Source organism: Pseudofrankia coriaricola (assembly GCF_001854805.1).
Classification (GTDB): domain Bacteria; phylum Actinomycetota; class Actinomycetes; order Frankiales; family Frankiaceae; genus Pseudofrankia.
The window spans coordinates 20,814-47,060 of record NZ_MBLO01000046.1; the positions used below are offsets into that span (position 1 = coordinate 20,814).

General features: G+C 70.7%; 19 protein-coding genes. 10 read left to right on the forward strand and 9 right to left on the reverse strand.

The window, feature by feature from the left end:
- Window positions 1–12: 12 nt before the first annotated feature.
- The 4 genes from BCD48_RS09295 to fxlM all read right to left on the reverse strand — a co-directional run bounded on the left by BCD48_RS09295 (window position 13) and on the right by fxlM (window position 5,988).
- Window positions 13–1,230 carry a lanthionine synthetase C family protein gene (locus BCD48_RS09295; RefSeq protein ID WP_071047924.1) on the reverse strand — a complete coding sequence of 406 codons (1,218 nt, stop codon included), beginning with the start codon at window positions 1,228–1,230 and terminating at the stop codon, window positions 13–15.
- On the reverse strand, window positions 1,227–4,433 hold the full coding sequence (locus tag BCD48_RS09300) for a lantibiotic dehydratase (protein ID WP_198543168.1): 3,207 nt from the start codon (window positions 4,431–4,433) through the stop codon (window positions 1,227–1,229). Before BCD48_RS09300 ends, BCD48_RS09295 begins: the two co-directional genes overlap by 4 nt.
- Window positions 4,434–4,529: 96 nt before the next feature.
- The gene (locus BCD48_RS45770; RefSeq protein WP_241841609.1) at window positions 4,530–4,691 is read right to left on the reverse strand and encodes an FxLD family lanthipeptide; all 162 of its coding nucleotides are present in this window, start codon (window positions 4,689–4,691) and stop codon (window positions 4,530–4,532) included.
- A 46-nt stretch (window positions 4,692–4,737) separates the two neighbouring features.
- Window positions 4,738–5,988 carry a methyltransferase, FxLD system gene (gene fxlM, locus BCD48_RS09305; protein WP_071047925.1) on the reverse strand — a complete coding sequence of 417 codons (1,251 nt, stop codon included), beginning with the start codon at window positions 5,986–5,988 and terminating at the stop codon, window positions 4,738–4,740.
- Window positions 5,989–6,202: 214 nt separating this feature from the next.
- On the opposite strand from fxlM, the gene BCD48_RS09310 reads away from it, so the two are divergent.
- Complete coding sequence (locus BCD48_RS09310; RefSeq protein ID WP_071047926.1) at window positions 6,203–7,696, forward strand: helix-turn-helix domain-containing protein; 1,494 nt, start codon at window positions 6,203–6,205, stop codon at window positions 7,694–7,696.
- 13 nt (window positions 7,697–7,709) lie between these two features.
- The gene (locus BCD48_RS09315) at window positions 7,710–8,027 is read left to right on the forward strand and encodes a 4a-hydroxytetrahydrobiopterin dehydratase (protein ID WP_071047927.1); all 318 of its coding nucleotides are present in this window, start codon (window positions 7,710–7,712) and stop codon (window positions 8,025–8,027) included.
- Window positions 8,028–8,158: 131 nt separating this feature from the next.
- On the opposite strand, the gene BCD48_RS09320 is transcribed toward BCD48_RS09315, so the two are convergent.
- Both BCD48_RS09320 and BCD48_RS09325 read right to left on the reverse strand, forming a co-directional pair.
- Window positions 8,159–9,031, reverse strand: a complete 873-nt coding sequence (locus BCD48_RS09320) for a pentapeptide repeat-containing protein (protein ID WP_349308003.1) — start codon at window positions 9,029–9,031, stop codon at window positions 8,159–8,161.
- A gap of 215 nt (window positions 9,032–9,246) precedes the next feature.
- Complete coding sequence (locus BCD48_RS09325) at window positions 9,247–10,329, reverse strand: hypothetical protein (protein WP_071047929.1); 1,083 nt, start codon at window positions 10,327–10,329, stop codon at window positions 9,247–9,249.
- Between the two features lie 432 nt (window positions 10,330–10,761).
- Between BCD48_RS09325 and mobF the strand changes: the two genes are divergently transcribed.
- From mobF to BCD48_RS50555, 3 genes are all read left to right on the forward strand, one after another.
- Window positions 10,762–15,720, forward strand: coding sequence for a MobF family relaxase (mobF, locus tag BCD48_RS09330; protein ID WP_071047930.1), 4,959 nt, complete (start codon window positions 10,762–10,764; stop codon window positions 15,718–15,720).
- A gap of 140 nt (window positions 15,721–15,860) precedes the next feature.
- Window positions 15,861–16,655, forward strand: coding sequence for a hypothetical protein (locus BCD48_RS09335; RefSeq protein ID WP_131803864.1), 795 nt, complete (start codon window positions 15,861–15,863; stop codon window positions 16,653–16,655).
- 406 nt (window positions 16,656–17,061) lie between these two features.
- Window positions 17,062–17,319 carry a hypothetical protein gene (locus BCD48_RS50555; protein ID WP_131803866.1) on the forward strand — a complete coding sequence of 86 codons (258 nt, stop codon included), beginning with the start codon at window positions 17,062–17,064 and terminating at the stop codon, window positions 17,317–17,319.
- Window positions 17,320–17,709: 390 nt separating this feature from the next.
- On the opposite strand, the gene BCD48_RS09345 is transcribed toward BCD48_RS50555, so the two are convergent.
- Together BCD48_RS09345 and BCD48_RS09350 are read right to left on the reverse strand one after the other, a co-directional pair.
- Window positions 17,710–17,919, reverse strand: a complete 210-nt coding sequence (locus BCD48_RS09345) for a DUF397 domain-containing protein (protein ID WP_071047933.1) — start codon at window positions 17,917–17,919, stop codon at window positions 17,710–17,712.
- Window positions 17,916–18,773: a helix-turn-helix domain-containing protein gene (locus tag BCD48_RS09350; RefSeq protein ID WP_071047934.1), complete on the reverse strand. Its 858-nt coding sequence runs from the start codon at window positions 18,771–18,773 to the stop codon at window positions 17,916–17,918. The genes BCD48_RS09345 and BCD48_RS09350 overlap by 4 nt, the downstream gene beginning before the upstream one ends.
- Window positions 18,774–18,969: 196 nt before the next feature.
- On the opposite strand from BCD48_RS09350, the gene BCD48_RS09355 reads away from it, so the two are divergent.
- From BCD48_RS09355 to BCD48_RS54790, 5 genes are all read left to right on the forward strand, one after another.
- On the forward strand, window positions 18,970–19,881 hold the full coding sequence (locus BCD48_RS09355) for a hypothetical protein (RefSeq protein ID WP_071047935.1): 912 nt from the start codon (window positions 18,970–18,972) through the stop codon (window positions 19,879–19,881).
- A 500-nt stretch (window positions 19,882–20,381) separates the two neighbouring features.
- Window positions 20,382–21,566 carry a hypothetical protein gene (locus BCD48_RS09360; protein ID WP_116271464.1) on the forward strand — a complete coding sequence of 395 codons (1,185 nt, stop codon included), beginning with the start codon at window positions 20,382–20,384 and terminating at the stop codon, window positions 21,564–21,566.
- 268 nt (window positions 21,567–21,834) lie between these two features.
- Window positions 21,835–23,526: a tyrosine-type recombinase/integrase gene (locus BCD48_RS09365; RefSeq protein ID WP_241841610.1), complete on the forward strand. Its 1,692-nt coding sequence runs from the start codon at window positions 21,835–21,837 to the stop codon at window positions 23,524–23,526.
- Window positions 23,527–24,154: 628 nt separating this feature from the next.
- Window positions 24,155–24,673, forward strand: coding sequence for a flavin reductase family protein (locus tag BCD48_RS09370; protein ID WP_071047937.1), 519 nt, complete (start codon window positions 24,155–24,157; stop codon window positions 24,671–24,673).
- A 155-nt stretch (window positions 24,674–24,828) separates the two neighbouring features.
- Window positions 24,829–25,095, forward strand: coding sequence for a hypothetical protein (locus BCD48_RS54790; protein WP_131803868.1), 267 nt, complete (start codon window positions 24,829–24,831; stop codon window positions 25,093–25,095).
- A gap of 98 nt (window positions 25,096–25,193) precedes the next feature.
- Here the strand turns inward: BCD48_RS54790 and BCD48_RS45775 are convergent, their stop codons facing one another.
- Window positions 25,194–25,733 carry a TetR/AcrR family transcriptional regulator gene (locus BCD48_RS45775; RefSeq protein WP_157910459.1) on the reverse strand — a complete coding sequence of 180 codons (540 nt, stop codon included), beginning with the start codon at window positions 25,731–25,733 and terminating at the stop codon, window positions 25,194–25,196.
- Window positions 25,734–26,247 lie beyond the last annotated feature (514 nt).

A 26,247-nucleotide genomic window follows, 5' to 3' on the forward strand; every position in this document is an offset into this window, starting at 1 on the left:
GGCTCTTCCAGGTCAGGTCAGCAGGAGTGCGGCGTCCCAGCCGGTGGCGGGGGAGGTGTTGGTGGCGGCGGTGTGCAGGGCGAGGGCGGCGCCGGCGAGGCCGTCGAGCAGTTCCGGGTCGGCGGCCAGTTGGGTCGGTAGCCGGGCGAGGAGGCGCTCGACGAGACCCGGAAGTTCGGCGGCGAGCTCCGGAGTCGTGGCGTCGGCGGCGGCGCGGTGGGCGGTCTGGATCAGGCCGGCGAGGCCGTGGCAGAGGCCTGGCTCGGTGAGCAGGTCGAGCTGGTTAGAGTCGCGTAGGCAGGTGAGCAGCGCGGTCTCGGCGGTGTGCCTGCGGGCGGTGTCGCCGGTCGCGAGTGCGGCGAGCTGGTAGGCACGGGCGATCCCGGGCAGGCCGTAGCACCAGGACGGGGGCCGCCGGCTGGCGGTCTGGGTCTCGCCTGGCCGGGCCTGCGGCTCGGTGACGATGCCGGGCCACCAGGCGTCTGAAGGGCTGGCCTGCTGGCATTGGTCAAGCCAGGCGCAGATGCGCTCGATGGCAGCGAGTTGGCCGTCGACTTCGATGTTGTGCAGGACGGCGGTGGCGAGCAGGGCCAGGGGCGCGGCGATGCCGTGGGACATGCCCGCGTTGCCGTGCCCGGTCGGGTAGTCGGTGGATGGGGCGCCGCTGGGGTCAACGTCGGTCCACCAACCGGGCAGCCCGTCCGGCTGCGGTTCGGTGAGCTGGGTGAGGTAGGCGAGGATGTCGACTGTGATCGGGTGGCCGCGGCGTAGGTGGTAGCTGCCGAGTCCGGCGAGCCCGCGGATCAGGTCGAACTCCGCGAGCGGCGGCCGGCCGGCGGCGCGGAGGCGGGCGTGTGCGGCTGTGAGGCGGCGGCGGGTGATGGCGACCGTCGCCGCGTCGAGTGTGGCGAGTGCGTCGCGGAGTTGGCCGGGCCGGTTGACGGCGGTGTGGGTAACGAACGCCAGTGCGGGGGCGCCGAAGTAGAGGGTGGCGTTGGGGCCGGCGCTGATGGGTTCGGCGGTGGCTTCGCGCAGCCAGGCTTGGGCGGTGGACCAGTCGCCGTGGCCGGTGCGGGCGCGTTCGATGTGCAGCAGCGCGATGCCCGCCGCGCCGCCGGCGAGCGACTGGCCGCGGCGACGGCCCGGGCCCGGCGGGACGGCGGCGGGGTCCGCGAGCCGGTCAGCAATGGCCGCGACCATCGCGAGTGCCCGGGCGCGCACGGCAGTCACAAGGTCTCCGAACTGCGGCGCGTGAGAGTGAGGGCGACGGCGCGAGCCAGCCGGGCGCAATCGGTCTCGGCGTCGGGGTCGGGCCCGGTCACGCGGGTCTGGTGCAGGTGAAGAAGGCTGGGCAGTACGTCAAGCGGTGTGGTCCCGTCGGTGGCGGCGAGCGTGTCCCGGTAGGCGTCGATCGCGGCGCGGCGGCGCGCCCAGGCGTCGGCGACCTGGTCGCCGCGGGGCAGGGACCGCACATTCGGCGGGTCGTCGGTGCTGGCAAGGCGGATCGCTTCGCCGAGCAGGTCGCGGTTGAGGGTGGGGCCTGGTGTGCGTGGGAGGCGCCTGACGAGCCAGTGCGCCGCGTCGTCGCGGCTAGGCAGGCAGGCGGCGGTGAGGTCGAGGTAGCTGGAGGCTAGGAGAGCGTGTGGGTGCGCTCCGCCGCGGCCGGTCGCGGCGAGTTGGGCGACGGCGGCGGCTGAGTCCGCGGCGAACACCGCCTCGGCGGCGGCCATCGCCGCTCCGGCACCGAACCGGCCGGTCTCCGGCAGGTAGGTGTCGAACTGCAGCGTGGCGAGCAGTCCGAGCCGGCGCAGCCGACGCGCCCACCGGCCGACCGTCGCTGCGGCGTCGCTGAAGGCGTCCGGGTCGGGGAGGCGGAGCCGGAGGCGTAGGTGGGTTTCGGGGTCGTGGTAGCGCAGGAACCACCACTGGGGCGGTTCCGGCCAGCAGGCGAGCAGTTCGGGCAGGTAACGGGTGAGGATCGCGGTCTGCCGGTCCGGGTGGGTGTAGAGCTTCGCGTACAGCCAGTCGCCGGCGCCTGGCAGATGGCCGTCCTGCACCCGCGCTGCCCGGCTGGGCGAGACGCGGGGACGCCGGATCGCGGGCTGGGTGGTGGCGAGTGGCACGACGATCTCGACGACGCGTCCGTCGCACCAGCCGGCCGTATCCGGCGGCGGCGCCTCCCGCAGCGTGACCTGTCCGGCCCGGTCCAGGTCGCTCTGCAGCAGGTGAAGGTGGGCGGGTTCGGTCAGGTCGAGGAGTAGCCGCCGGTCGTCCTTGCCGGCGAAGACGACGTCCGGGACGCCGAAGCGGTCCCGCCAGGCGGTCAGGCTCGCCGCCCATTCGTCGAAGTCGGCGGCCGGTGGAAGGGCGTCGGTGGGGAGGAGCCAGCGGGCCGGGGTGAGGATTGTGCGGCCGGGGCGGAGGCTGGGCAGGAACGGCAGCCGGCTGGCCGCGCCCCAGGAGAACGGGGTGCACGCGGCGACCCGTGCCGTGGCGATCTCACAAAGGAAACGCAGTAGCGGATGCGCCGAGCGGGTGAGCTCGACGGCGTGGAACGCGACCGGCTCGACCGCCACGCCGCGCGCCAGGGACACCAGCCACAGCCGGTCGGCGTCCCCGGTCACCGCCAGTTCCGCCAGATCGATCAGCCCGTCGCCGGGTGGGTGGTGCTCGCCGAGCGCGATCAGGTGCGGCAGGACGCGCGGCGCGCGGGCGACGTTCTCGGCCAGCGTCGAGAGCGTCCCGCCGGATACCTGCGCGACGAGCGCGCCGTCGGTCAGCGTCGGCAGCCGTCGATACGCGATGAGCATCCGTTCGCGGTCGGCGCCGTCGAACATGTCGAGGAACCGGCCGGTTGTGGTCCCGGCCGATCGGGAGACTCCGGCGACCGCCAGTCGGAACTCGCCGCGTTCAACCGCGGCCCGGGTCGGGGCGTGCAGCCGGAAGCGCATCTCGGTGTGTGGCTGTACCGCCCCGACGTCGGTGACCAGTTGGGCGAGCAGCCGTTCGTCGAGGACGACTTCGCGGCGGCCGGTCGCGGCGGCGGTCTGGGCCAGGCCGAGCAGCAGCTCGTCGCGTGTGGTCAGGCCCGGCGACCGCGGCGGCGCCAGCCGTGTATCGCGGTATCCGGCGGGGAACCCGAGGCCGGTCTCGGCGTACAGCAGGTCCGTGAGCGGGACGAGGCCGCCGACGCCGAACCGTTCGACGAAGCGGGCGTGGTAGTCGCGCCATACCGGGCTGCCGGCGGGGTGCGGCGCGAGCCGGGTCAGCAGCGCGGCCGCCCGCTCCACTTCGCGTGCAACCGCCGCTGGCAGTGCCAGCGCGCACGACGAGCGCAGGTCGACGGCCAACGGCCGCTGTGCGGCGCATACGTCCGCCATGGCTGAGGCCGTCGCCGCGCGGCGAGCACGCCGGTCGACGGCTGCGAGTGTGGTGCTGGTGGAGGCCAGGCCGCGGTGAAGCCGGCGCAGCTCGTCGTACATCCCGGCGGCCTCGGCCGCCGTGCCAGCGCCCGCGGTGTCCAGGGCGGCGACGACGTGTCCGAGCGGATCGGTCGCGGTCGCAGCGGGGCGCAGCGCGGAGAGCAGGAAGCCCTGGTCCAGCAGGTCGCTGACCAGCCTGCTGGCAGCGCCCGCCGGCGCGGCGGGGAACTCAGCCGCCAGCCTGGCGAGCAGATCACCAGCGGGCACGGGCATCACCGCCGCCTTGCGGACTGTCTCGACCGCAGGGGTGAGCCGCACAGACACCTCCAGGGCCGAGCCGCGCGGTGCCTCGGCAGCTGGCCGCCGGCAACCGAGCACGAGCCGCCCGTCGCGTACGAACGCGAGGTTGTTCACGGCGACGAGCAGGCGCGGCAGCAGCTCGCCGCACCGCTCGAGTCGGCGGATGACGCCGTCGAGCCAGGCCGCGTCAACCCGGCCGACCTCGTGGGGGTGACCGCTGTCGTCGAAGGTCAGCGCCGGGGCGAAGGTGACGGGTGCGACGCCGGCGAACAGGCCGAACGGGGTCGCCCGGCTCGCCGCGCGCAGCCGGTAGCGCAGGACCGACACCACCGCACGCCGTACCTGGCGTGCCGGCAGTTCTTCGCCCGCGTATACCCGCTTGATCTGTCCGGCGAGCGCCGGGCTGGCCAGCTCGACCGCCGCGGCGAACGGCTTGCAGGCCCACATCTGGCACAGCCAGCCACGCCAGTGCTCGGCCTGCTCGGCGCCGCCGGCCAGATCCGGCCAGGGGAGGGCGGCCAGCTCAGGCACCAACTCGGCCACCCGGACCATCGCCGCGTCGACGACCTCGTACAGGGGGCCGCCCGCGCCAGCCGTCGCGTCGGCGAACCGGCCGCGAGCCGGATTCTCGGCAGCGGCAGCGCTCGGCCGAGGCCCCGCACCGGTCGCCGGCGGATCGGCTCCAGGCCGTGCGCCGAGGGCGATCTGCATGAGTCAGGCCTTTCAAACCGCACGGCCCGGCCGGTGGAGAGGATCCGGCCGGGCTGTGCCGGTATGGACGGGGTCAGCGTCCGGCGTCGAGGCCGGTTACGCGCAGGTGGTGCTGCAGGCGCTCTGGCAGGTGGTGCCGCAGTTGTCGTCGGTCAGGCGCATCAGCTCGTCGAGGATCGGGCCGGACTCGACGATGCTTACGTCGAGATCGAAATCGGCCTCGACGGTCGGCGCGGCGGCGTTCGCGTGCAGGGTCACGGGATTTCCTCCTTGGTGAACGAGAGACATGCGGGGTTTCCGAGGGTCAGATCAGAAGATCAGTGGCGGACGGCCAGGACAGGGCCAGCCGCCGGTGGCGCCGGTCGAGAACGACGGCTCCCGCGGGAAGTACGAAGTCAGGGGTGCCAGCGGGGAAGGCCTCGATGCGTGCGGTGCGGCTCCCGCCGTCCCAGGTCCGGATCCGGGCGGCCATTCGCTCGGCGAGCGCATCGGCGTCCGGACCGTGCGCGTACACGCCGAACTCGCGCGACTCCTGACCCGGGGACTTCGGACTGAGCGCGAGGTACGCGAAGCTGCCCTTCCCGACGATCGTGGGAACCCCCAGCGGCCAGGCGTGGCCGACGACGCCACGCTCGACGGCCGCCGGTCGGGCCATGAGCAGCCCGAAGTTGTCCAGCCCGGTCGCCAGCCACAGCAGCAGGCCCTCGAACTGCCCGCCTTCCCCGATGCGTGTTCCCGACCAGACCTCGACGCGCGGCCAGGACACCGCCTGGCGGACCAAGGCCGGGTCGGCGTCCGGCGGGTCCTCAAACCGGATCGCCGCGTCGTCACCGTCGAGGCGGATCACCTGGTCGAGGTGGGCGCCCGCGCCGCGCACCGGCACGAAGCTGCACAGCTCGTAACCCCGGCTCACCAGCCGGCCGCCATCGGCCTCGAACACCACCGACCGCGTGAGACCCCGCAGCCGCAGCGGCACGACCAGCCGCCCACGCGGCGCGAGCTGGTCGGTGAACGCGGGCGGGATGTCCCACATCCCCGTGGTCACCAGCACCAGATCGAACGGCGCCCGCTCCGGGACACCCGCGTCGGCGTCCGCGAGCACGACACTCACCCGGTCGTAGCCGGCGGCGGCCAGACAGGCGCGCGCCCGGTCGACGACCTCCGGATCGATGTCGACCGTCGTCACCGCACCCGACGGCCCGACCAACTCCGCGAGCAACGCCGCGTCGTAGCCCCCACTGCCGACCTCAAGAACCCGCATCCCGGGCCGGACCTGGGCCTGCCCCAGCATCATCGCCTGGATGTGCGGCGCGGAGACCGTGCTCACCAGCGACCCGGCCGCGTCCCGCCGCACGAGCACCGTGTTCTCCGGTGCGTACGCCGCCTCGAGGCTCGCGCCCGGCGCGAACAGGTGCCGCGGCACCGTCGCGAACGCCCGCGCCACCTCCTCGCCGCGCACCGCGCCCAGCTCACGCAGCCGCTCGACCATCGCCGCCCGCAGCACGCCGGCTCGGTCGTCCGCGGCGGGGCCGGGTTCCACTCGCGCGTTGCTCATGCTCCCCTTCCTGAGTGCCAGATCTGGCTCTCCTGGAGGGCCGCGCCCCCGGAGAACCTGGTTGTGACGTTCAGAGCGTCGGCCGTGGCAAACGACGCCGCCATGCGACGAACGGATACAGGCCCATACGCATCACGCATAGACACCGCTACAGCCGGTGCTAGCGTCCACCTGTTGACCGCCCCAACCAGCGACCCCGGGGAGACGGCCTGGCATGACCGGCGACCGCCCGCGCCGCCACTGTTCCCGCTGTGGCCACCGCCTCGCGGCCGACAACCGAGCGGCGACCTGCAGCGCCTGCCAGAGCACGGCGACCGGCGGCCGTGGCCACCCGCCCGCCGTCGCGGGCGAGTTCTGGCGGTCCACCGAGATGCGCGAGGCTCTCGCGACCTGGCACATGGGCCGCGTGATCTACGCCTACCGCTGCCATCAATGGCACGGCCAGGCCCTGCCGCAGGAGGTCGTCGCGGGCTGGCTCGGGCTCACCCAGGCGCAGCTGAGCCGCATCGAGAACGGCCGCGCACCGGAAGAGCTCAGCAAGCTGGTCCGTTACAGCCAGATCCTCGGCATCCCCGCCGACCTCCTGTGGTTCGACCGCCCCGGCGAACCACGCCGCTGGCAATCCGCCGATCCGCCGCCGGTCAGCGGGTCCGATGCGGATATCAGCTGCCGTGTGACCGCAGGCGGGCGGGTAGGCCCCTATCGGGTTCTTGCCGAGGTGGGAGAGGTGGTCATCGTGGCGGTCGACCGGCGGACGTTCCTGGCGGGCAGCGGTGCGGGGCTCCTCGCCGGCGGGAAAGCAGTTCCGGTGGAGTCACCAGGCCAGATCTCGCGGCAGGTCGTCGAGCACCTGACCGACCAGATCGACAGCTTCTACGCCGCCGAAGCCGTCCACGGCCCGCGCGCTGTCATCCCATCTGTCCTCGTCCAACAGGAGCTGACCCGTCAGCTGGCCGGCGCCTCCCGGGGCACGATCCGCCACGACCTGCTGCGCACCAGCGCCGCCTACACCGGCCTGCTGACCTGGCTGCACCAGGACGCCGGCGACCTCGTCACCGCGGCGCAGTGGGCCAACGAGACCCTGGAGCTGTCCCACCGGGTCGGCGACGCCCAGCTCATTCGCCACGCCCTGGTGAACAAGGCGATGATCTGCACCGACCAGCGCGACGGAGCGGGAACGCTCGACCTGACCGGCGCGGCGCTCGCCGACGAGCCCATGCTCTGCGCGAAGGTCCGGATCCAGGCCCTCCAGCAGTCCGCCCACGGCCACGCGCTCAGCGGCGACCGATCCGCGACCGAAGCCGCCCTCGACCGGGCCGCGTCCCTGCTGCCCCAGGTCGACGACGACTACCCCTGGTACAACGCCTGCCGCCGGACCCCGAACTACCTCGAAGCCCAGCGCGCCACCTGCTACAACCGCCTCGGCCTCGGAACCGAAGCACGCACACTCTGGCAACAGGTCATTGACGCCCTCCCACCCACCGCCCGCCGCGACACGGGCGTCTACCAGGCCCGGCTCGCCCTCTCCAGCGCCCAGGCCGGCCAGCCAGACGAGGCCGTACGCGCACTCGACGACGCCGTCACGATCGCCCACGAGACCGGCTCAGCCCGGCTGCGCCAAGAACTGGCCGACGTATGGCACCAGCTCACGCCCTGGCACGACACCCAGTCAGGACGCGACGCCAACGCACTGCTCGCGACACTGTAGGAGGAGCAAAGAAATGGGACTACGCGCCCCACTGCCGGCCGACGAGGTCACCCACCGACTGGAACAGCTCGACGGCTGGGAGAAAGCTCCCGACCGCGACGAGATCCACAAGACGTTCCACCTCGACTACTACACCTCCGTCAAAGCCATCAACGACGTCATGACCCCCGCCCAGGAACTCCAGCACCACCCCGACATCGACCTGCGCTGGGAAACCCTCCACTTCAGCCTCACCACCTACTCCGCCGGCCAGAAGATCACCGAACTCGACTTCCGCCTCGTCGACCGCATCGAACAGGTCCTGGCGAAATACACCCCGGCTTCGGAATGAGACCGTCCCGCCGATCTTGATCTAGGGAAGATGAGGCTCCGTGCGCTGATGTGAAGACGCGGTCGGGAGGTCCAGCGGGCAGGATCTCCTTGTGCGGATGAGGACATTCGTTGCCGTCCTGTCTGCGCGAATCAGCTCCCAGCCGGCCACGACTCTGGGCGTGTCAGCCATTCCGGTAACTGGGTCTCGCTGTCCCCCCATGCGGCGTTGACCTGCTCCTGCGAGAGCCCCACCGCGCGGACGAGGTTCGTGCGGCTCAACCGGGTGCCGGTGAGGATGGCTCCGTTCAGCAGGGTGTTAGTGAGGTTCGCGCCGCTCAACCTTGCATTAGTGAGGTTCGCGCCGTCCAGCCAGGCTCCGGTCAGGTCGGCTCCGCGTAGCCGCGCGTTGGTCAAGTTCGTTCCGCTCAACACGGCGCCGTTCAGATCCGCTCCGCTCAGCCACGCATCGGCCAGGTTCGCGTCGGTCAGGGTGAGGTGGGCAAGGCTGGCAGGTCCGGCGAGGTCGGTGCCGGTGAGGTCGCAACGCGGAACTTTCTCGCGGACGGGAAGGCGCGCGAGGACCTGCATCGCGGCACGGATGTCTGCCGCTGGATACGTCGGTGTCGGCGATTCCCCGTCGGTTCCGGCACGCGCGGCAAGCCGCTGGGAGAGCGCGGTGCTACGTACCCGGATGAAGGCAGAAAGGACCTCGACCACGGTGCGCTGGTCTGGCGGAGAATCTTCGGCGATGCGTTCCAGGGCGTAGATCCCTCCGAGGCGTACCGTGATGATCTCTGAACCGATCTGGTCCACGGCACGCGTATACAGCTCGCGCACATGGGTGTTCTCGTTCGCCCGCCGAATCTCCGCGTTGGCCTGCCTGGTCTCGTCCAAGGCAATGAGGCCACCGACGACGGCGATCAGGGCGGCGGACGCGGTGAGCAAACCGGACTGCAGCGCCGCCCGCGCGTCCGCGTCTCCTGCGTCTGGATACATCTGAGCTGGCAAAAGCCAGATCGCCACGCCCGCGGCGCCGGCTCCGGCACCAGCGATCCCGGCCGCTACCCGAAGGCCCAGCCGCCCAGCGCGCCGCCGCGCGGCACCGTTCTCCGTCACATAGGTGTTTGTACGCCGGGCCCCACGATCGGACCGCCCGTTCCATCAGGCGGAAAACGCCGCGGCAACCGGATCGGGATGGGTGATCAGGAGGTGGGCGCGGTCAACGGCTCGCCGACTGCCTATTGGCCTATCGGCAGGGTGATTGTCGCGAGCTGATGGAGGGCGTCGTCCCGGGCCTGCTCGGCGGCCTGCCGGGCGGCGTCGGTGCGGGCGGCGCGTCCGATGGCATCGCGGGCTTCGGCTCGGGCAGCGTCCAGGTGAGTGACGGCCTGCTCGGCGCGGGCCTGCTGTGCGGCGGCGGTCTCACGGGCGGCGACAAGAAGCTCCTCGGTGGTGGCGGCGCGCAGCCGAGCGAGTTCGGCGGCCTGGCGGGCGGAAGCCTCGTCCCCGCGTGCCACCGCGAGCTGCTGGCTGGCGTCCATTCGCGCCCGGTGCGCCTCGTCCCGGCCGGTCTCGGCAGCCGCGGCGCGTTCCATCGCCCGGTCGAGGTCGGTCCGCTGGTGCGCACCCTCGGTCTCGGCGATCTCGGCGCGGTGGACGGCGGCCTCGGCTGCGCGCTGTGCCTGGTCGCGACCGGCCTCGGTGGCGGCGCGTGCGGCGTCGGCGACCTGCGCACGGCGGATGGCTTCCGTGGCCCGGTCGTCGGCGGCCTGCGCCCGCTGTGCTTGCTGTGCCGCCTGCGCGGCTGCCGTGGCGGCCTCCTGGCGGGCCTGGGCGGCGTCGGCGCGGGCACGCTCCAACTCGGCCTGCATCTCGGACGCGGCGTCCTCGGCGGTCAGCCGGGCCTGCTGCTCGGCGGCCAGGTTGACCTCCGCGTCCGCGACCGTCTTCATCGCCTCGGCGCGCACGGCCGCGAGTTCGGCGGCGACAGCTTCCGGATCGGTCGCGGTTCCCAGTAGTTCCCGGGCCGTCCCGGCGGTGGCCTCGAACTCGGCGAGCAGCTCGCCGAGCCGATCGACGGTTGCCCGCAGCGACGCGCCCGCGAGGCTCGCCGGCCGATCGCCGCCACCCGCCGATTCGGGCTGCGTGGCTGTGGACTTGCCGGCTCGGCGCGCACGGAACGCCGTCTGCGCCGTGTGGTCCGGCCGGACGCAGTATCGGGGGGGTGGTCCGCCGGTCGCCGGCGGCGCCGCGGCCGGCTCGCCGCAGCCGGGGTAGGCACAGACTGTCCGCCGATCCACCACGTCCGTTCGTTCGTTCATAGCATCATGATATGTACGAATGGTTCGGGCCGGTCTGGCTATCCACAGCCCAGCACCGCCTGATGGGCCTGATGCGGCAGCGGTCCCAACGCGATGTCCCGCGCGATGACCGAGTTGAACGCGATGACAGCCGCGATGTCGTCCACGAAGGCCGGCGTGATGCTCAGGCCGTACTCGGTCGCGTGATCGGCAGGCCGGGCCTGGTGATCGCGTCGCGGATGGTGCCTGTGGTGTCGTGCGCGAGGACCTTCGCGATGTCCCTTGCGATGACAGTCCCGGGCAGCGTGCAGGGCCGGTCCGGTGTTTCAGCCGGCCGGCCCTGGCCGGGGCGACCGGCCCTCGGCGCTCGGAGAGCCCGATGCCGCACCAGGTCCAACCCTTGGCTCGCTGTCCACGGACCGGCTGGCCTCGCGCTGAGCTGCGAGCGACGCGGTGATCGCGACGGCGAAGGTGCTGCGGGTCCGGGCTCGTAATCCCGGCGCGATCGCCGATGCCGCGGTGGCGGTGGTCGCCTATGTGCAGGGCGGGCAACCGGAGAGTCGTGCCGGATTGGCCGGCTACTACGGCCGGGGCCACGCTCGGGGCCGGGCCCGCGGGTTGGCTGCCGACCTGGTGGGTCTGCGCGGCGACGTGCCGGGCGAGGCGCTGGCCCGGCTGCTGCGTGGTGAGCATGCCGTGACCGGCCGGCTGTTGCTGGCCCCGGTCGGGAAGGGCTCCGCCGGCCGGGTCTCGCGCGTTGCCGCCGCTGCCGATGACGCCAGCGGCGGGGCCACAGCTGAACGCACTGCCCACGCGGCTGGTGGTGCCGGCGGGCTCCAGAACGGTGCGGGTCCAGATGAGCCGCGCGACGCGGAGCTGCTGACGTTGGCGGAGGCGTCGACGATCGTCGGGGTCAGCGCGACCTACCTACGTCGGCTCGCCCGCCGCACGGCCGAAGCTGCTGCCGCACGGGCTCAGGGCCTCAGCGCCGATCCGAGCAACGAGGCGAACGACGACAAGCAGCACCGGGCGGGAACCGACACGACGGCCACGGCCGGCGCCCGCCGTGCGTCGGCATCCGGCCGCCGACCGGGAGGGCCACTGAAGGTCGACGAACTCGTCGGGGAACGTGGGGCGGACGGACGTTGGCGGGTACGCCGCGATGAGCTGGACCGTTGGTCGGCGCAGCGGACGCCGCCGGCGACGGTTCTCGGCTATGACGTGGTGTGCGCGGCGCCGAAGTCGGTGAGCCTGCTGTGGGCGTTCGGGGATGAGGCGCTGCGCGCGGACGTCGCGGCCGCGCTGAACGCCGCGGTCGACGCGGTCATCGGCTACCTGGAGCGTCACGCGACGTTCGGGATGGTCGGTGGGGTGAACCGGCAGGCACTCGGCCTGGGGGTCGCCTCCTACCTGCATGACGTCTCCCGCAGTACCGAGGCCCACCTGCACATCCACAACATCATCATCAACGCGGTCGCCGTACCCACCGAGACCGGCGACCCTGACCGCGCAGGAGCTGCCGGCGGGGAGACGGCCTCGTCCGCCGGCCGGCCGGCGCGGGCGGCCGGATGGGAATGGCGGGCGATCGACGGGGAGGTGCTGCTCGGCCATGTCAAGACGGCTGGCTATCTCGGTGCCGCGGTCCTGCGCCACGAGCTGTCTGTGCGGCGCGGCGTGCAGTGGGGACCGGTCCGCAACGGGGTCGCGGAGTTGGCGGCGTTCCCGACCGAACTGTTGGGGGCGTTCTCGACCCGGCACGGCGAGGTGATGGACGAGTTCGCGCAGCTCGTCGCCGCTGGCTTCGAACCCTCGGGGGCGACGGCGGCCGCGGCCCAACGGGGCTCGCGGGCACCCAAACGGGTCCTCGCCGACGCCGCCGTGCAGGCACTTCAGGTCGAGCGTCTGACGGCCGCCGGGTGGACCGTCGACCAGGTTCGCGCACTCGCCACGACGACCGAGCATCGCCCGCAACCGCCTGACGAGCGGGATCTGGCTGACCTGTTTGATCTGCTCGCAGGCCCGGCCGGGTTGACCGGGCAGGCCACGACGTTCCTGCGCCGCGACGTCGTCCAATGCGTCGCGGCCTGGGCCGGTGACCGGCTGGACGACGAGGCGGTCGAGCGGCTGGCTGACCGGTTCCTCACTGACCCCAGGGTCGTGGTCCTGCACGCCACGGTCACTGGTCCCGGCCACCGGCGCCGCAACAAGCCCGAACCGCTCTACACCGTCGAAGGGCTGCTTCGAGCGGAGGACACCCTGTTCGCCCTGTACCGCCAGGGCGAGGTCGCCGCCGGCGCGGTTCCCCGCCTGCTCGTCGACCCGGCGATTCTCGGGCGGCACCTGGAAGCCATCACCGCCACAGCCACCGCCACCGCGTCACGCGGGCACGGCGTGGACGGCAGCGAGGCCGGTGCGGGCGAGGGCGCGGGTCGGCGCGACGCGCCTGAACTGTCGGCCGAGCAGGTCGAGCTGGTGCGTCGGCTGCTGGCCAGCCAGGACCTGGTCCGCCCCGCCGTCGGCCCGGCGGGCACAGGCAAGACGGAGGCGATGCGTGCCCTCACCGCGATCCTGCACACCGTCGGCCGGCGGGTGTTCGCGACCGCGCACGGCGGCCGGCAGGCCGAGGAGCTCGCCGACCGGATCGGAATCCCCGCCCGAGTCGTGGCCAGCTGGCTGACGCTGCTCGACCACACCGACGACCCGGCCGACGTCTGGCCGCCCGGATCGGTGCTGATCGTCGACGAGGCCACTCAGATCGGCACCCGCGACGCCGAACGGCTCCTGCGCTACGCCACCCGCACCGGCACAGTCGTCATCCTGCTCGGCGACCCCGCCCAGCTCGGCTCGGTCGCCGCCGGCGGCTGGTTCACCCACCTGGCCGCCCACACGCCCGACATCCCGGCGCTGGCCACGGTTCACCGCCAGGCCGGGCCGGACCTCGCGCCGGTCCGCGCCGCCCTCGGCGCGCTTCGCGCCGTTCCTGACCCGGCGACGCGCGCAGCCCTCGGCGTCGTCGGCGCGGACAGCGGCGCGGCGACCCGTGCCGCGCTGCAACGCCTCGCCGTCGACGGCCGGCTGCACCTGGCCGACAGCGCCGACGCGCTCCTCGAACGCGCCGTCGACGACTGGTACGCCGAACGCCAACAGCACGCCCGCGCCAACCAGTCCGCCGACAGCGCGCACACCGGCGCCACCGCCGGCACGGCCACCCTCGGCAGCGTCGCTAGCCGGGCGCGCACCGTCCCGGACACCGTCGACGACATCCGCGCCGACATCGCCAAAGATCGGGGCACCGACACGGACATCGTCACCAACACCGCCATCGGGCAGCCCGAACTCGACCGGGATCGGCGCGCAGCCGTGAAAGCCACGGGACCGACGAAGGTCCGGATGATGGCTGAGCGGCACAGGGACGTCGAGAAGCTGAACCGGGCCGCCCGCGCACGCCTCTCCGCCGACGGCACGCTGACCGGCCCGGTGCTGCACGCAGCGAGTCAGGAGTTCCAGGCGGGCGACGAGGTCATCACCTTGACCCAGGCCGGCCACACCCTGGTCCCCGATGGTCGGCGGGCATCGGCATACATCCGCACCGGCACGGTCGGGGTCATCACCGCCGTGCACGTCGATCCCGATAACCCGGCGGCACAGTTCGTCACGGTGTACTTCCCGAGCAAGGGCACAGTCCGCGTGCCGTGGGAGTACCTGACCCACCGGTTCGACGACGGTCGCGACGGCGGCCTCGGCCACGCCTACGCGATCACCGCGGCCAAGGCGCAGGGCGCGACGATGGACACCGCCCGCGCTGTCGTCTCCGATGACACGAGCCGTTCCGGGCTGTACGTGATGCTCTCCCGCGCTCGTACCGACGTCGCGGCCTACGTGGTGCGCCGTGTCGATCTCGACGACCGTGACGACGACGAGTCCTGGCTGCCGCCCGTCGCCGACCCCGGCGATCCGCTGGACCGGCTCGCTGACCGGCTCGAGCGCTCCTGCACCGAACGGCTCGCCACCGATCACGACCCACTCGCCGCGGCTGCGCACGAGCTGCGCCGCGGGTACACCCTCGCCGAGTTGGCCGCGCTGCGCGGCGCCAGCTCGCGCCGCGGCGCGTCCGAGCCGACCAAGCCAAGCCAGGTTCCGGCGCGCCGCGTCGAGGCGACGCCTACCCGCACCGACGACGCGCCGACGGCCATCGCGCCTTCGGCCCTTCCCGAAACCGCGCCGCCGCCGCCGGCGGCGCGCGTCGCGGCTCGTTCGGCGCGGCCTGACGACGCGCCGAACGAGCCGTTCCCGCCGAATCCGGCGCCCGACAGCTCGGCTCGGCGCGTCAACGAGCCGAGCCAGGTGTTGCTGCGCCGCGCCGAACTCGCGGCTGAAGCCGCCGTGCGCATCGACGCGGTTCACTCCCCACCGCCGGCCCTGGTGGCGCGGATCGGCGCGCGTCCGGCGGCCGGCCCGGACCGCGCCGCCTGGGAAGCGGCCGTCGGCGCGCTCGCCGTCTACCACGCTCGCCACCAGCCGGCCGCCCACACCGACGACCCCGGACCGCCACCCGGGGCACATCCTCACGACCTACAGGCCGATCCCTGGATTCGCCACCGCGACGAGGCGGCACGTCTCGTCGATGCCTGGGCCCGCGCCCTCCCGCCACCGGCCCGCGACCGGTTCTACGCGGCAGCCGCCACCGTCCCGCGAGAACGCGCGCTCGCTGGCCTGCATGCCCTGCTTGACCACGGCCATCACCCCGGCCAGCTCCACCAGGCGCTCTCGGCAGAACCGCTGGCCGACGTCCATGTCGGAGCCGCCGTGCTCGACCAACGGATCACTGACCTCTGTCGCCTGGCCGGCGTGGACGCAACGCTCTACGACCTGCCCGCCCCAACGACCGCGCAGCAGGAGTGGAACACCGTCACGAGCATCCTCAGCACGGTCGAGATCAACTATCTGGCGACACAGCCCACATCGACCCTCGCGGCCACCTGGCGTGACCTCCACAGTGGCCTACTCGAAGCAAGTCCGGAGCCGGTCGGCGACCATCAGACGCGACCTGGTCAGCCCCAGACCCCCAGGACGTCGAGCACCATCCGGCTGGCCCGCGTCGAGGCCGCCCTCGACCGCCAGATCACCCACGCCGTCTCCCGCGCCACCGCAGAACCCGCCGAGTACCTCACCGGCCTGCTCGGCCCCCAGCCCGACACCGAACCCGCCGCCACCGCCTGGCAGCAATCCGCGCACCGCGTCGAGGACTACCGCCACCGCCACCTCGGCCTGCCCTACGGCACTTCGGCCGACAGGGAGGCCATCGACCCAACACGGCGAGCCCTCGGAATTCGCCCCGATGGGCCGGCAGCAGCCAGCTACGACAACGCCTGCCAGTTCGACGGACCGTTCAGCGCGACGTTGCCTTTGTAAGCCAGCCGCGGCGGTGGGGGCGATCGACCGGATGGCCGTGGAGCAATGACCACAGGCTGGGAGCGAGGGCGACAGACTCCGCCGTCGGAGGCCTCTGAACGAAGCGAGGTCATGAAAGACGCCGGACTCCAACATCTGCCATGTGCCAGTATCTGAGCACGGCGAGTTACTATCACATCGAGCGGAGGAGATTCCTGCGGATGAGAGTCGGCGATTCTCCCGACGGCGGTGCGGACGGGGCACGGTACCTGTCCCCAGATACTCTCCGCGAGCTGCTCGCCGAGGCCGGGCTCGATCCGGATAACCTTGGGCAGATGCTGGGCGTGGCTGCGGCCGGCATCACGGTTGAATGGTGGAGGAACACCAAAGTCGAGGACTGGCATGCTGGTTCCGACGGCGCGTTGTCGGACGTGGACATGTACCGGATCAACACGCACACGACCGCGAAGGTACGAGACCGGCTCCGGGCGTGGTGCCGCCAGCAGAGCATCCGCACCATGGTCGACGTCGCTGCCGCAGACCCCGGCCCGCTGGAACACCTCCTCTTCCGGCTCTACCGCTGGATGATTAACCCGAAGCGGGTTCTCGTGACTGGCGCGACGCTCTACTCGGTGGTCGCCACGACACTCGCCAACGCGCGTGCCGATCCTGACTGCGACGTCCCGGACGACGTCACGCCGGCAAGCGAACTGGCCGCGTACGAAGAACAAGTCCGCCAGGCGGCCGGATCCGTGCTGCTGAGCATGGACGAACACGACCCGCGGTTGGTGTTCTACGTCCCGGCGTTGTTCAGCACCCTGTCCGCCACCGGCTGGTGGGGAACCGCTGGATATCCGGCACATGTCGCCGCTGTCTTTGCTGCGCTCGACAATCCGAACCACCCAATCTGGCTGGGGGGGGGCCGATACCGCCACCCCCAGCCGGAACGGACCTGACCGCGGTCCGCAGGATGATGTTGACCAGGCCCTGGGACCTGTCCGATGCGGTAGGGACCTGGCTTATCCACGACGTCGGCGAGCACCACATCAGTAGTTGAGTAGTGCTGCCTCGCCTGTGGCCCGGCTCAGTCCTGAGCCGGGCCACAGGCGAGACTGTCGGCGACCATTGCAGTGAACGGAGCCGGCCGCATGGGCAAGTTGTCAGCCCTGCCCTGGTCAGAAAGGTGCGGGCGTCGAAACCTGGCACGTCCCAACCAGCAGCAACTGTGGCGTCCCCCAATCGCGAACGCTGATTGGCCATATGATGAGCGTACCTGCGGAGATCCGACCACTGCGGTAGATGAGCAACCAGCCATAAGACGGGCCGCCCGTCCCGGCAGAGTCCCGGTGCCCGGCTGCGTGCGTGGATGGTGTCCGGAGCCTGAACAAGGAGAACGGACTGGACCGCATCGCCCTGGCCGCAGCCAGGACCGGCGGAAAAATCTTGATCACCGTCACGATCGCCGATGCGATCTGGATAAAGTCCAACAGGTTGGCCATTGTCACGGCAGTTCTCCTCGCTCATTCTCGATCAGATAGAAAAAGGCAGAACCACCAATATCTGGTGGCTCTGCCTTGGTTTTGGCGCATCTATGAGCAACATCAACTTGTGGTCATGTAGCAGTTAAATCCTCGACGAATCGAGGAGTTGACCGCCTGCTGGCGCTGCTCACCGCGCCGATGATCAAAGGGCTCGGGTCCGAAATTTGCCCTTCACCTTAATACGGGCCCCAGAAGACTCCGACCGTCCGGTCTGAGTGGATCGCGCGAATGGCGATCGCCCTCCACCTTCAGCACCCCGGGAGGCGCCCCGACCGCCCGTCGCAGGCGATCTTTGCGGTCCGGAACCAGGCCTCCACCTTGATACGTCCCTCGGAAGACTCCGACCATCCGGCCCTGGTGGATCGGGCGAGCGGCCCTCGACCCTTAGCGCGCCGAGGAGGCGCCCCGATCGTCTGCCGTCGAGCGGTTCATGCGGTTCGACGCCGGGCTTCGTTCACGGCCGCCCCTGTCATCGATCAAACTCGCCGTCTCGGGCGCCGGCGAGGAACGCTCGCCACTCGGCAGCAGTGAAGCGGAGGACCGGGCCCTCAGGGTCTTTGCTGTCGCGGACGGCGCGACCACCGTCCGGGAGGGCGGCGACCTCGACGCACTCGCCGCCGTTGCCAGCGCTGTGGCTGGACTTGCGCCAGGCGAGGGGACTGGTCGGGGTGGTGCTCATTGAAGGTCCTCCGCCGCTTTGGTGATCAGGTCGAGGGACCGCTCGGGGTCGAGCGCGAAGGCTCGGAGGCGGTTCATCGCGAGCTTATAGCGGCGAAGATCGGCTTCCCGTTCCAGGTAGAGGCCGCTGTTGAGCTGTTCTACGTGAACGACCTCGCCGCCACCGTTCCCGCCAAAGCCGAGGATCTTGAACGAGAAGCCGAGGGCGGGGTGGGCGCCGAGGGTGAACGGCAGGATCTGGATGGTGATGTTCGGCTGGCGGGCGGCGGCAGCCAGGTGGTCGAGTTGGGCTCGCATGGCGGCGGATCCACCGACGTGGCGGCGTAGGACGGCTTCGTCGAGGACGGCCCGCAGGGCGAGCGGATCTTCGCCCGATAGCCGCTTCTGGCGTTCCATGCGCAGGTCGACGCGGCGGTCGATCTCGGTGTCGTCGAGGGCGGTGTTGGCGGCGCGCATGACGGCGAAGGCGTAGTCGCGTGTCTGGAGCAGACCGGGGACGAGCTGGGCGTCGAAGCAGTCCCAGGTGGTGGCGCTGGTCTCGGCGGCCATGAAGCGTTCGAACCAGCGGGGGACGGCATCGGTGTAGCGGTGCCACCAGTCGGGTTGGCGAACATCGCGGGTGATGTCGAGCAGTCGCGTCCGGTGGTCGTCAGGCGCTTGGTAGAGGTCGAGCAGGGCCGCGACGTCGCGTGGGCGCTGGGAACTGGTGCCGGTCTCCAGCCGGCTGATCTTTGAGGCGGAGCAGTCGAGGTGCGCCGCGGCGTCGTCGATGGTCAGGCCGCGGTCCTCCCGTAGCCGGCGTAGCTCGGCGCCGAGCTGGCGGCGCCGCAGCGTAGGGGTCGTGTCCGCTGCCATCGGTTCCTTGCTCCTCGCCTGATCCGGGACGGTCACCGTCGGGTGATCGACCGTAGTCCGACATGGTTGCACCGCAGCAGCATCTCATCCTGCGAGACGTGAGATGCACTTGCATTTCATTGCAATCTGACTGACGATCGGGGCGTCCACGGCTCCGCGGAGCCGAATGACTCCAGGAACCGGTCAGGAGGACGCGATGGCCCAGCCCGCGCCACGCCCCTACCCCGCCCTCGATGCCCACACGAGCAAGCCGGATCCGGAGGCGCCGCCCACGCCGGCCCGGTCGGCGTTCGGTTACCTCGCCACCGTCGACGCCGACGAGGATCGGATCAACGGCCTGCACCACCGGCTCGTCACCCACGCGCAACGAGCCGGCCTGACCTTGGTCGAGGTCTACGTGGACCGGAACACCGGTCCTGACGAGGACGACCGCCCAGGGTTGGCACTTCTGCTGGACGAGATCGCCTCTCACCCGGACGGAGTGCTGATCATCCCTGACCTGGCCCATCTGCCGGCCACGCCGGCTGCATGGGAGGTCTTCGACCAGCGCTTCACCGAGGCTGTGATCGAGATCCTCGTCCTGGACGAGCGCGCCACCGGCGCACTACGGCTGGTTCCCGTGCCCGGGATCGCCACCGGTCAGACCCTCGAACAGCTGGCCGGTGCGGGCCGCGCGCGGCTCACCGCCGACGGCACGTTCGAGGTCACCGTCCGCCCCGAGGACACCGTCGCCTGCCTGACCGCGGCCCTCGCCCGGTTGCCCGCCGGAGCGCGTTTCGCTGAGAGTTTCGGCGAAACCACCTTGGTGTTCTGCCCCCAGGCAGCGCCCTCTCCGGCCGGGGTTCCCGCGGCCCGCGCGGACGCCGGCGATCTCATCCCGCTCGCCGTCGTGACCCCGACCGGCCCGCTCGGCCAAGAACTCGCCGGTTTCACCCCCGGCGACCTCAACGACGAGCTGCACGTCGCACTGGCGGGCCTCGGCCTCGGCACGGACGACGAACACGTCCTTTCGTGGCTGTCCGCCCAGCCCGCCGAGAAGGCCCTCACTCTGACCAGCCTCATCCGACGTGCCCGCGCCGACGGACCACCCGGACTCAGGACACCCTGACCCGCTGCGCGCGGGCGCCATCCAGCGGTCGTGAGCAGCGTCGCGTCGCGCGAGACCGGATGTACCGACCGAGCCTTGGTCTCGACGGCGGTGCGATCCGCCCGAGGGCTACCCGCTCGCGGTGTCCTCGCAGATGCACAGACTTGCCGCAGTGGCCGGCACGATGTCGGTCCCGATGGCCGTCGCGGTGCTACCGTGCTGCCGGTTCATCCCGCACGCGCGGTAGCCCACGCCGCTCTGGTGCCACGCCGTAGCTCAGGTGTCCGTCACGACATTCGGGCCGTCCAACGGTCGGCGGTGGTGGGTATCGGCGATGCGTTCGCGGATGGCTCTTCCACGCGGAGGGCGTCCGCGATGTCCCTGCGGATGACGGTCGCGATGACATCGCCGCCTACACCGGAGGCGATGGTTCGTGCGGGTGCCCCGCCTGTCCCATCGCCGGCGCCACGTTGTGGCAGCACACGGCGCCCGGACCTCGGCATCTATCTGAGGAGGATCACGTGAGCCGTTATGCGGTTGATCCGGAGGCACGGTCGCTGCTGGTGTCCTGGGCGACGGGCGCCGGCGACACAGCCCTCGTGGTCGTGTCGCTCCCGGACGGGGTGGCCGACCGTGACGTGTTGCGCCTGGCGAACGCCTTGACGTTCCTGTCCAAGGCGGCCTGGCGGACCTACACCCATCCGGCGAGCGGCAGCGCGGATCTTGAGGTGAATGGTGAAGGGTGGCGCCGCGACATGGCGCGGCAGGCTTTCGCCAAGGTGCTGGCCGCCATCGAGAACCCGTACCTTCACGGCTCCGCGCAGACGCTGCACTTCTACCGGGTCGTCGAGGAGGCGGCGCACCGTGCGGGCCGGGCGTTGCACGCCGTCGGCAGCGGCGAGCTGACCCGGCGGGTCGTCGACGACGTCCGCGCCGAGCTTGACGCGGTGGAGCAGGCCGAACGGGGGGATCTGCGAGGTCGGGGCCGCCAGGCGGTCGTGCTCACCCGGGCCGATGCCTCACCGCTACAGGTCGCGGCGGCGGACGCTGCGCTGCGAGACAACGTGTTCGGTGACGGCCGGCTGTTTACCGAGGTCGAGCCGACCGCTGCGGCGATCGCCGCGGCCCGGTGGCTGTACGCGGCCGCGACGGTCACCGCCGAGGTCTGGGGTGGGGACCCGGACCAGGTCCTCGTGGAGTCCGACAACATCGAAGCCCTACCGCACGAGACACCGACCTTCGTCCTGGAACGGCTCGTGGACGGTGAGTCGCCGCAGGATGTCGTCCTCGGCCTGGTCGCTGAGGCACGGGACATCGCGGACGGAGTGATCCCGAACCTGACGCGGCTCCTCGAGCAGATCGACGAGGCGAACAGCCGGACCGACATCTTGTTCGAGGTCGACGGCGAAAACGTCCACGCGCACGTCATACCCCATCGCCTGACCCCGCTCGACCCGCTGCGCCCGGCCCGCGACCTCCTGGAGGATCTACTGCGCGGCGTGCGCGGCTGCTACCTGCTCTTCGACGAATACGCCTACAGCGCGGTCGTCGCCGAGCGAGCCGGTACAGACAGAGACGACGACCGTCCGATCGACGACGACGACGTCGATGACGAGCAACATCATGAGATTCACCAGAAGGTCTTCGCCGAGTTCGTGCGGCGGGTACGCGAAGCCGCAGGCGAGTACCCGGGGATCTCTTTCTAGACAGCCACGTCGCGGGGCGTTGGCGCGGGTGACCGCGGTGCCAGCGCCCCGCGTGCTGTGCGGTGTCCTGCGCGATGCCCGAACCTCGGCGACGTCGGCGAGGGTGTCGTCGCGGATGGCCGCCGTGGTGACAGCGGCCGGAACGCTGCGCGGTCATGGACCGGTTCATCTTTCCGCCACGGCCATTTGCCGAGGATTTTCACGCCCTCCCCAGTACCTGGTGCGCCCGCGGGCGGCTTTCTGCGAGCGCCGGCCGATGAGGGGCTCGGTGTACAAACGGTGCGCGTGCAAGAACCCCGCGACCGGGAAGCAGTACGGCCGCAGCTGCCCGCTGGTGGCCCGCTCAGACCACGGCGGCTGGTGGTTCACGCACGACGTGCCGACAGGTCAGGCCGGCAAGCGCCACCGGCCCGCGGTCGGCCCGTTCCCGACGAAGGAGGCCGCCGACACCGCGTTGACGGCGTCCCTGGCCGAGCTGAACGCGGGCCTGCGCACGGAAACCCCCGCAGGGCTGACCGTCGGCCAGTACTTGGATGACTGGCTCGCGGGCAAGGTCAGCCTCGACCCGAGCACCGTCAAAGGCTACGCGGCACACATCCGCCTGTACCTGAGACCAGGCCTCGGCTATCTGCGCCTGACCGAACTCCGGGACCACCACGTCGAACAGCTCTACGCGGCGATGCGCCAGATCGGCCGCGACCTCAAAGGCAAGCGCCCTTCCCCGCTGCTGACCCGGCTGCTGGAGGCTCGCAAGGACGACCCGGCGCGGCGCAGGCGGCTCAGCCCTGCCCGGATCCACAGTGTGGCCACCACCCTGAACAATGCCCTGAACAGCGCTGTCAAACGCCGCAAGATCCCGTACAACCCGGCCGAGCACGTCGAGCTCGAACCCGCCCGCGTACCCAAGCCACTCGCCTGGACAGCCCCACGCGTCGCCGCCTGGGTCCGCACCGGGCGGCGCCCATCGAAGGTGATGGTCTGGACCCCGGCCCAAGCCGGCGCGTTCCTCGACTTCGTGATCGACGACCGCTTCTACCCGGTCTGGCACCTCGTCGCGCACCGCGCCCTGCGCCGCGGCGAAGTCGTCGCACTCGGCTGGGCGGAAACCGACCTGACCACGGCGACCGTCTACATCCGCGACAACCTACCCGACCCCGACGAGCTCGATGACCTCGACGACGACGAATGGCCCGACCCGAAAAGTGTCAGAGGAACACGGCCGATCAGCCTCGACCAGCAGAGCCTGCGCGTCCTGAACACCTGGCAGACCCGGCAGATCGAGGAACAAGAGCAGGCAGGCCCAGCCTGGATCGACAACGGCCGCGTCTTCACCCACCCCGATGGGCACCACCTACGCCCGGACGGCCTCAGCCAACGCTTCGGACGCCTCATCGACCGATTCAACAAGGTTCGTCATGAGCACGCCACGAAAGGCTGGTCAGCGGACCACCTCGCCACCCGCCACCGGATGCCCGTCACTGTCATCGAGGTCGCCTTGGCCTTCGGCCCGCTGCCACCGATCCGCTTCCATGATCTCAGACATACTGCCGCCAGTCTGACCTACCTGGCCACCCGCGACCTCAAGCTCGTCTCCGAACTCCTCGGCCATGCTTCCGTCCATTTCACCGGCGACACCTACACCACCCTTTTCGAAGAAGTCGACCGCGACGCCGCCGAAGCGGTAGCCCGCCTCGTCCCCCGCCAGCTCCTCCCCAGCCCCATCGAAAGAACGCCCGAAACAGAACGACCAACCTCACCCGAAGCCGAGCAGCCGGGCGCCTCCGAGACCGAGCGGCCGGGCGACCATGCGGTAGAACCATCGTCGCGGCCCAGGGTAGAGCTACCAAGCCTGCCCGACAGACAGCTGCCGAGGCCGGCCGGGACCGAGCCAGCGGACCCGCAGGAGGGCCAGCCATCCGGCCCGCACGAAACGCCATTGGGCGATGACTTCGGCCTCTGAAACCAAGATCGAATGAATTTTGATCGATAGCGCCACCTGATCACGGCGCACACAGCAGGCAGGGTGGCGATGCCCCACCGACGATGATGTCCACGGTCGTCCACTGACCTTCACCCCCGTTGCAGGACGACTGGCGTGCGGCATCCCGCCAACGGCGGCTACGGAGCGTTGAGACGAGTCGACCCACGGATTAAGAGATCTTGGTAATTTGTCCGTCTATGTCCGTGGACCTGACTTCCCTCAAATTAGTGCGCACGTGCGCGGCCCGATGCAGCGGTCAAGATCGTAATGCTACGGACAGTGAGGCGCGGGTCCGGCGTGAGGGCTTGGCGCGAGAGTTGGTTGCCGATCTGTTGGTACAACTGCCGCCCGTGTCGTGCGAGTGGATCTCCTTGTGGGCCCGGCGGCAGTCTCCGGCAACGACTCGGCGCCTCCGATTAGTGCACAATTTTCGTCGCTGGCGCCGGCGAAGCCGCAGGTCACAGCCTTACGATCTTGCGAGAAGAATCAACGTGAGGGAAGTCAGGCCCGACGCCGGCGCTGTACCTGCTCGACGCGGCGTACGAGGAGGGACCGGTCCTGGACGCCTGGCTCGACCGGGCCCGGTCGCTCGGCGGCTGGTGAGTTCATGACCGGCGCTTGGACCGAGGCTTCAGAGGGTGGTGGCCCGCTCGACGGGACCCTGCTCCGGCTGGCGTTCGGCTGCTTCCCGAGCGGCGTCACGGCGGTGTGCGCCATGGCCGATGGCCGGCCCACGGGCATGGCGATGAGCTCCTTCACGTCGGTGTCGCTGGACCCACCACTCGTCTCCGTGTGCGTGGCGCACACCTCGACGACCTGGCCGGTGCTCGCCGTTCTCCCGCGGCTCGGGGTGAGCGTGCTCGCGCAGGACCACGGCCCGGTGGCCACGGCGCTGTCGGCCAAGAGAGGCGATCGGTTCGCCGAGGTCGCCTGGGCGGCGTCGACCACGGGCGCGGTGTTCGTGCACGGCTCGACCCTGTGGCTCGAGTGCGAGGTCGACCGCCAGGTGGCGGCCGGCGACCACGACATCGTCGTGCTGCGCATCCATGCGCTGCAGAGCCACCCGGAGGTCGCGCCGATGGTCTTCCACGCCAGTCGTTACCGTCAGCTCGGGCCGGCTCGGTGAGTCCCGGGCCGCTGCGAGCGGGCACAGGCCGCGAGGCTGGCCTTCGCCGTAGGGCACTCGTCGGGGCTGATCTGCGCCGCCACTGCCGGACGAGCTCGCCGACCGACCGGTTGCAGGTGCCCGAGCTGCCGCCATCCTGGTCCGCTGGCTGCCGTTTGGAGCGTTCCCGATTTAGTAGACAATTCTATTATGCGGCCCGCATCACCATCCAGCTCCACCCCGCCACCGCCACCGGCCGTTCCCAGGCCGAGCGGATCGCCGCCGTCGACCGCCTCGCCGAAGCCCTCGGTACGACCGGCCACCACGCCGAACCGACCCGCGCCGACCGGCGCGGCTTCGCCGGCTGCCACGAGGCCGACGGACAGCTGGCCGGCCACCCCCTGCACGTGTTCGCCCACCTCACTCGGGAGCCCACCCCATGACCCCCAGCCCACCCGTCGCGCTGATCGACCGCGCCGCCCTCGCCCAGACCCTGCGCGCCCTCAAGCTCTCCGGCATGCTCGACGGAAGCGCACTCTACCTAATCTTGATCACCCATCCGGAGAATAAGATTCGTAAAGTAGTCCACAACCGCCTTCGCGGTGCGCCGGTCATTGACGTCCACTAGTTGGGTGGCTGCGGCCAGAAGGAGAGCCGTAAGCGCATGTGCAGTTGAATCCGGCAATGGCGGCTTGCCGATAGTGAGCCCGCGAGAACCGCGCAAGTACCTTGCGTGACGCTCACGAAGAAACGTTGCAAACCCGGGTGGACCGTCTTCGGCGAAGCTGATGCGATCTAGGTCACGCTGCTTCCAGGTCTCCATCAGGTATGCCTTGGCGCCGGCTATGTAGATACGGAGTGGGTCCGTTTCACCGGCATTGATCGCCCTACGGGTCTCCCGCGCAGACACCTCCGAGTGTCTTGCCAAAGCTGACTCGACCAGTGTCATAAACACTTCGCTCTTGCCACCGAACTGGTGGTAAATGCTGCCGACGCTGACACCAGATTCACGCACGATGTCGTCGATACTGGTGCCCTCATACCCGTTGCTGCCGAACAAGCGGCGAGCCGCGTCGAGCACAGCCCGTCGCGTCTCGGCGGACCGGCGCCATTCTCCCTTCCGGTCGCCATCCCGTCGACTTGAAGCGGAGGCGACGTCTTGCACCGGCTGACTCACTGCTCACCTGTCCTTTCGGGATGCGACTGCCGATGTGCGCTCCAACACTTGTCTGACGAACCCGGCGCATCGCGGTGCTTGGTCCAGTCGTGCTGCTGCGATCCAGCAAGGTGAGTATCGGTACCCACATCCGCAGGCCTGCTTAGGCATGTGCTCCCTGGAGTCGTCCGCCTGAACCGGAAGGGGTTCGCGGTGCGATGTGCGCGGAACCCCTCCTGGTCAGTGTAGGGCAGGGGGAGCGGGACCGGTCGCGGGTCGAGAAGCTTGAGCGGCGCTGTTGCGTTGAGCCGGCCCGAGACATGGCGGGGGCGGGTGGTTGCCTGGTCAGACCTACATCCGCCAGTTGGGCGTTGATGTTGGGGTCTTGTAGATCGTCGTAAGAGAACAGGTGCCTGCCGCGCAGGGAGAATCGGGGTTC